Below are 6,799 nucleotides of genomic sequence, written 5' to 3' on the forward strand. Positions count from 1 at the left end.
ATCTCCGAGAAAACCTCGGCCATCATGCGCGAGATGTTGCGTCATGTCGTCACCGAAGGCACGGCAAGCCTTGGCGAAGTGCCAGGCTATGCGGTAGGCGGCAAGACCGGCACCGCCGACAAGCCCAAGGAACGCGGCGGCGGCTATTACAAGGACAAGGTCATCTCGACCTTCGCCAGCATCTTTCCGGCGCATGATCCGAAATATGTGCTTGTGGTCACGCTGGATGAGCCGGTCGAGACATCGGGCAGCGAAGCACGCCGCACCGCAGGCTGGACCGCCGTGCCAGTGGCTGCTGAAATCATCCGTCGCGTCGCCCCTTTGCTGGGTCTGCGACCCGAGATTGAACCCAGCCCGCTTGCTGCTATAAGCCTGACATCGAATTAGGCCGGAACGGGGCAGTGCGGTGGGGCAGATCAAGACATTGGCGGCTTTGGGACTGACCGCCCAAGCCGGGCGTCAGGCCAATATCACGGGGTTGGCGGTGGATAGCCGCGAGGTCAAACCCGGCTTTCTCTTTGCCGCGCTGCCGGGCACCAAGGTGCATGGCGCGGAGTTCATCCAATATGCGCTGCGCCAAGGGGCGGGAGCGATCCTGACCGATGCTACTGGCGCGCGGCTGGCACAGGAGTTCCTCAGCCTCAGCGATGCAGCCCTTGTGGTGGCCGAAGACCCGCGTCAGACGCTGGCCTTTGCCGCAGCCCTTTGGTTTGGCGCGCAGCCTGAAACCATGGTCGCCGTGACCGGCACCAATGGCAAGACATCCGTGGCCACCTTTACCCGGCAGATCTGGGAGCGGTTGGGTTTCTCGGCGGTCAATCTGGGCACGACGGGGGTCGAGGGGGCCTATAGCGCGCCCTTGGGCCACACCACGCCAGAACCGATCACCCTGCACCGCATGCTGGCCAAATGCGAACTGGCGGGCGTCACCCATGGCGCGATGGAGGCGTCCTCGCATGGTCTGGCACAGCGGCGGCTGGATGGCGTGCATCTGATGGCGGCGGGCTTCACCAATTTCACGCAGGATCACTTGGATTACCACGCCAGCTTTGACGAGTATTTCGCGGCCAAAGCGGGGCTTTTCGCCCGCGTCCTCCCCGAGGATGGGGTGGCCGTGATCAACATCGACGACCCGCGCGGGGCCGAGATGGCGGCCATCGCCACCGAACGCAGTCAGGATTTGATCACTGTCGGGCGTGCGCCGGGGGCTGATCTGCGCCTCATCGCGCAGCGCTTTGACGCGACGGGCCAAGTGCTGCGCTTTGAATGGGAGGATGAGGTCAATCAACTGCGCCTCGACCTCATCGGCGGGTTTCAGGCCGAAAACGTGCTCTTGGCGGCAGGGCTGGTGATCGGCGCGGGCGCTGATGCCGAACAGGTGTTCGAGGCGCTGCCGGGCATGAAGACGGTGCGTGGGCGCATGCAACTGGCCGCAACGCGCGACAATGGCGCGGCGGTCTTTGTCGATTACGCCCATACCCCCGACGCGGTGGCGACCGCGATCAAGGCGCTGCGCCCGCATGTGATGGGGCGGCTCATCGCCATCGTGGGCGCAGGCGGCGACCGCGACCGCGCCAAGCGGCCACTGATGGGACAGGCGGCGGCGGCCCATGCCGACCGCGTGATCGTGACCGACGACAACCCCCGCTCGGAAAACCCGGCCAGCATCCGGGCTGCGGTGATGCAGGGCTGCCCCATGGCGGCAGAGGTGGGCGACCGCGCCGAGGCGATCCTGCGCGGCGTCGATGCGCTGGGGCCGGGCGATGCGCTGCTCATTTGCGGCAAGGGGCATGAGACAGGGCAGGTTGTCGGCGATGACGTGCTGCCCTTTGACGATGTGGAACAGGCGAGCATTGCGGTCACGCTGCTCGATGGGGGGCGGGTATGAGCCTTTGGTCGGCAAAAGAGGCGGCGGCGGCCACGCAGGGCCGTGCGATCGGCGATTGGCTGGCCTCGGGCGTGTCGATTGATACGCGCACGCTCAAACCCGGCGATCTCTTCGTGGCGCTCAGCGCCGCGCGGGATGGGCATGAGTTTGTGGCGCAGGCCTTGGCCAAAGGGGCGGCCGCAGCGCTGGTTGCCCGCGTGCCCGAGGGTCTGCCCGCCGATGCCCCGCTCTTGATCGTTGCAGACGTGCAAAAGGGGCTCGAGGATTTGGGACGCGCGGCGCGCGCGCGCTCCAAGGCCCGCGTCGTGGCTGTGACCGGATCGGTCGGCAAGACTTCGACCAAGGAAATGTTGCGCGACGTGCTGGGCCATCAGGGCCGCACCCATGCCGCCGAGGCCAGTTACAACAACCACTGGGGCGTGCCGCTTACATTGGCGCGGATGCCGGTGGATACGGAATTCGCCGTGATCGAAATCGGCATGAACCACCCCGGCGAGATTGCCCCCTTGGCGCGCATGGCGCGGCCGCATGTGGCGGTGATCACCACCGTGGCCGCAGCTCATCTTGAGGCGTTCGAGAATATCGAGGGCATTGCCCATGAAAAGGCCGGCATCTTTGAAGGGCTGGAGCCGGGCGGCGTGGCGGTGATCAACGCCGACATCGCGACCACACCCATTCTCCGCGCCAAGGCTGCGCAGCAAGGCGCGCGCGTCCTCAGTTTTGGCACCGCGCGCGGTGCGCATCACCGATTGCTCAACGTCGAACTGCATGACCGCGTGACCGTGGGGCATGCCCGCGCCTGGCGCTCGCCGCTGGTCTACAAGGTCGGTGTGCCGGGGCGGCATTTCGCGATGAACGCGCTGGCGGTGCTGGCGGTGGCGCAGGTGCTGGGCTGTGACCGCGCCGTGGCCATGGCCGATCTCGCCAATTGGGCCCCGCCCGCCGGGCGCGGCACGCGCGAGGAACTTGTGCTTGATCTGGCGAGCGACGGGATGAGCATTGATCTCATTGATGACGCCTTCAACGCCAATCCCACCTCGATGGCTGCAGCGCTCGAAGTGTTGGCCGCCGCACAGCCGCGCGATGGCGTGGGCCGCGTCGCGCGCGGGCGCCGGATCGCCATTCTTGGCGATATGCTCGAACTCGGGCCGGACGAGGCAATGATGCACGCAGGGCTCGCGGATCTGCCCTATATGGCGCGGATCGACGAGATTCATTGCGTGGGGCCGCGCATGCGCGCGCTCTGGGAGATTTTGCCCGAGGCGCGGCGCGGACGTTGGGCGGCGACCGCAGAAGATCTCGCAACGCAGGCGCGCCGGTTGATCGACGCGGGCGATGTGGTGTTGGTAAAAGGCTCCAAGGGCAGCCGGGTGAGCCTTGTGGTTGACGCGCTCCGGCGCGTGGGCCGGGTGACAGAAGAAGGACAAGTCTAATGCTCTATTGGTTGACCATCTGGTCGGATGGCGGGGATTTCTTCAATCTCTTCCGCTACATCACCTTTCGTGCAGGCGGGGCCTTCATGACGGCGCTGATCTTTGGCTTTCTGTTCGGTGCCCCCTTGATCATGGTCCTGCGCAAGCGACAGGGCAAAGGGCAGCCCATCCGCAGCGATGGCCCCGAGGGGCATTTCTCCAAGGCGGGCACGCCCACCATGGGGGGGCTCTTGATCGTGGGGGCGCTTGTCACCTCGACCCTGCTTTGGGCGCGGCTCGACAATCCTTATGTCTGGCTCGTGCTGTTCGTCACGCTCTCCTTTGCCCTCATCGGCTTTGCCGATGATTATGCCAAGGTCAGCAAACAGAACGTCAAGGGTGTCTCAAGCCGGGTGCGTCTGGGGCTGGGGTTCCTGATCGCGCTCATTGCCGCTTATTGGGCGGGGCTCAGTCATCCGGCGGAGTTGCAGTATCAATTGGCGCTGCCGGTGTTCAAGGATGTGCTGATCAATCTCGGCTTTCTCTTTATCCCCTTTGCGATGTTCGTGATCGTGGGTGCCGCCAATGCCGTCAACCTGACCGATGGTCTCGATGGGCTGGCCATCATGCCGGTGATGATCGCCTCAGCGGCGCTGGGCGTGATCGCCTATACGGTGGGCCGCGTCGATTTCACCGATTATCTGGGTCTGCATTACGTGCCGGGCACTGGCGAAATCCTGATCTTTGTCGCAGGGCTTGTCGGGGGCGGTCTGGGGTTTCTGTGGTATAACGCCCCGCCTGCGGCGGTCTTTATGGGCGATACCGGCTCTTTGGCCTTGGGCGGCGCGCTGGGGGCGATTGCCGTCGCCACCAAGCACGAGCTGGTTCTGGGCATCGTCGGCGGCCTCTTCGTGGTCGAGGCGCTGTCGGTCATCATTCAGGTGCTCTATTTCAAACGCACCGGCAAGCGGGTGTTCCTGATGGCGCCGATCCATCACCATTACGAGAAAAAGGGCTGGGCCGAGCCGCAGATCGTGATCCGCTTCTGGATCATCGCGCTCATTCTGGCGATGGTCGGGCTTGCGACGCTGAAACTGCGGTGAAGGTGCGGCATTGTCGGTGATGTGACGGGGGCGGTTATCTTCCCTCGCTCACAGCCGGTCGAGATCGCCCTTGCGCGGGAAAATCTGTTGGACGATGCCTGCAAAGAGCAAGTAGACGCTGGTGATCACCAGACCCCAATGCGCCCAGCTTTGAGGATCGAAATGCACCCAGGCGGCCCAGCCGGCAAAGAACGTCCAGGCGAGGGCCATCGGTAGGGTCAACCAGCGCCAGCGTTCGGTGCGCACGGGATGCACGAATTTGAGCGGCAGGAACATCGCCACCGCGAGCACTACCACCAGCCCGAGGATGATCCAGAAATTCGGCGCGAGCGCGAAGAGAACCAGCACCAGCATATTCCAGCATCCGGGAAAGCCGGAAAAGGAATTGTCCTTGGTCTTCATCCGTGTGTCAGCGAAATACATGGCGCTGGCAAAGGTGATCACGATGATGGCAAGCCAGCCTGTCCAGCCCGGCAATAGATCGGATTTGAAGAGCGCAAAGGCCGGGATGAAGACATAAGTGAGATAGTCGATGATGAGATCGAGCAGCACGCCGTCGAATTCGGGCGCGTGTTTCTGGACATCGTATTTGCGCGCAAGCGGCCCGTCGATACCATCCACGAAAAAGGCCACCACGAGCCAGAGGAACATCAGTTCCCATTTATGCTCGACCGCAGCCAGCATCGCCAACATGGCAAACACGGCACCAGTGGCGGTGAAAAGGTGAACAAAGAGGGCGCGCAGCTGCTGGGTCATCCGGGTTTAATGACCCAGAGATAAAAGATTTGCAAACAAAAGCCCGGCCCCCAGAGGGAGACCGGGCATAATTTCTGCTGCGCTGCTCAGTTTGCGAGCCGGACCTCTTCGAGCGGATAGGCGAGCATGTCCTGGGCTTCCCAAGCAACGTGGCAATCGTGGCAGAAGCTCTGCTTGAACTTCATCGGCTTGCCATCGGGCTGGATGCCGCCATAGACCCAGTCGGCGGTTTCGGGCGCGCTGCCGGGTTCACCCTTGGTCATGATAAAGAGCGGGCCGGGCACGGCGGCCTTTTTCTTGGCGCTGATCGTGATGCTTTCCTTGGCCAGAACCGAGCCTACGGGCATGCTGACGCCCTCTTCGGCATATTTCAGATACTGTTCGGCGGCGATGTCATTGGCGAACGTATAGAGCAGGCGGTTGCCATGGGCCCCGGCCACGGCGGGGCGGGTCGAGGATACGGTCCAGTCGCGATAGGCACCAGCGACGGCATCGCCCTCTTTGGTGTAGCCTGCGACCATCTCGTCCTTGATGCAGGCGTAGATTTCTTCGATTGCGGCGGCCTCGAGCGCAAAAGGATCATCCACCGCGACCGCGCATTCGGCAGCATGGGCGGTTTGGGCAAAGCTGAGGCTGGCCATCAGGGTCGCGGCGGCGAAAAGCTGGCGTTTCATTCTGTATTCTCTCCCTTGAAATCATGAGACACGGCGGTCATCCGTGCGGACATTTGCATGAATTCACTGTAATTGAACTTAACTATTGCGTGAGGCGTTGAAGGGATCGGGGGCTGTGATGGGCCGGACCTGCGCGATTGCTGCAATGCAGCAACACTTGGCATCGGCGTGAACGCGCCACGCGATTTTTGCGGCCCATTGCGCTATCCTGATCGCAGGGAGGGGACCTGTCCGATCAGTGAAAGGCAACCCCAATGGCCGAAACCGACCTGACGACCCGTTTCATGCCCGCCAATTGGCGGCGGGATCTGGATCTCTTTCTGGTGGAGCGTGCCGCCGGGATGAATGGCTATATCCTTGCGCGCCCCAGATTGGCGAGTGTGGCGCATCTCCAGAGCCTGAGTGCGTCGGAGTTGGACGCCATGGGGCTGACGCGTGCCGATATCGCCGCCTTTGTGTTCGAGGATATCCTGCCCGAGTGAGGCGTAGCCGGGTGTTGATCCAGCTTGACAGTTTCGGTGGCAACCGCCAACTCTGCGCCTCATGTTCGACATGCGACCCGTGGGATATCTCGTTGGCCTGATGGTCATGGCCATGGGCCTGACCATGCTGCTGCCGCTGTTGGTGGATATCGCCGAGGGGCGAGAGCATTGGCCGGTCTTTGCCGAGAGCATGATCGTGACCTGCATCGCGGGGGCCTTGGTGGCGCTGTCGTGCAAGAACTCGATGGGCCAACCGCTGACAATCCAGCAGGCATTTTTGCTGACCACGCTGGTCTGGGTGGCGCTGCCGCTCTTTGGCGCGCTGCCGTTCATGCTGGGCGAGACGGATCTGGATTTCATCGACGCGTTTTTCGAGGCGATGTCGGGTGTGACTACAACCGGATCGACGGTGATTGCCGGGCTTGATACCCTGCCCAAGGGTATCTTGCTCTGGCGGGGCATTCTGCAATGGCTGGGCGGTTTG

The 6,799-nt window shown here is 63.0% G+C and carries 8 protein-coding genes; 6 read left to right on the forward strand and 2 right to left on the reverse strand.

Features of this window, described 5'->3' with window-relative positions; genetic code table 11:
• The 4 genes from KBT70_RS12440 to mraY form a co-directional block, all read left to right on the forward strand.
• Positions 1-387, forward strand: a 387-nt coding sequence (locus tag KBT70_RS12440; protein ID WP_296633765.1) for a penicillin-binding transpeptidase domain-containing protein, incomplete at its 5' end; no start/stop codon positions are given.
• Between the two features lie 19 nt (positions 388-406).
• Positions 407-1,888, forward strand: a complete 1,482-nt coding sequence (locus KBT70_RS12445; RefSeq protein WP_296633768.1) for a UDP-N-acetylmuramoyl-L-alanyl-D-glutamate--2,6-diaminopimelate ligase — start codon at positions 407-409, stop codon at positions 1,886-1,888.
• Complete coding sequence (locus KBT70_RS12450; RefSeq protein WP_296633770.1) at positions 1,885-3,321, forward strand: UDP-N-acetylmuramoylalanyl-D-glutamyl-2,6-diaminopimelate--D-alanyl-D-alanine ligase; 1,437 nt, start codon at positions 1,885-1,887, stop codon at positions 3,319-3,321. Before KBT70_RS12445 ends, KBT70_RS12450 begins: the two co-directional genes overlap by 4 nt.
• Positions 3,321-4,403 carry a phospho-N-acetylmuramoyl-pentapeptide-transferase gene (gene mraY, locus KBT70_RS12455; RefSeq protein ID WP_296633773.1) on the forward strand — a complete coding sequence of 361 codons (1,083 nt, stop codon included), beginning with the start codon at positions 3,321-3,323 and terminating at the stop codon, positions 4,401-4,403. The genes KBT70_RS12450 and mraY overlap by 1 nt, the downstream gene beginning before the upstream one ends.
• A gap of 48 nt (positions 4,404-4,451) precedes the next feature.
• Here mraY and KBT70_RS12460 read toward each other — a convergent pair whose 3' ends face one another.
• Positions 4,452-5,159: a CDP-alcohol phosphatidyltransferase family protein gene (locus tag KBT70_RS12460; protein ID WP_296633775.1), complete on the reverse strand. Its 708-nt coding sequence runs from the start codon at positions 5,157-5,159 to the stop codon at positions 4,452-4,454.
• Positions 5,160-5,245: 86 nt separating this feature from the next.
• Entirely contained in the window at positions 5,246-5,833 is a 588-nt protein-coding gene (locus KBT70_RS12465; RefSeq protein ID WP_296633779.1) for a cytochrome P460 family protein, read from the reverse strand.
• 254 nt (positions 5,834-6,087) lie between these two features.
• On the opposite strand from KBT70_RS12465, the gene KBT70_RS12470 reads away from it, so the two are divergent.
• Both KBT70_RS12470 and KBT70_RS12475 read left to right on the forward strand, forming a co-directional pair.
• Positions 6,088-6,315: a DUF1127 domain-containing protein gene (locus tag KBT70_RS12470; RefSeq protein WP_296633783.1), complete on the forward strand. Its 228-nt coding sequence runs from the start codon at positions 6,088-6,090 to the stop codon at positions 6,313-6,315.
• A gap of 61 nt (positions 6,316-6,376) precedes the next feature.
• Positions 6,377-6,799, forward strand: a 423-nt coding sequence (locus KBT70_RS12475) for a potassium transporter TrkG (protein WP_296633789.1), incomplete at its 3' end; no start/stop codon positions are given.

This window comes from Roseovarius sp. (assembly GCF_018066915.1).
GTDB lineage: Bacteria > Pseudomonadota > Alphaproteobacteria > Rhodobacterales > Rhodobacteraceae > Roseovarius.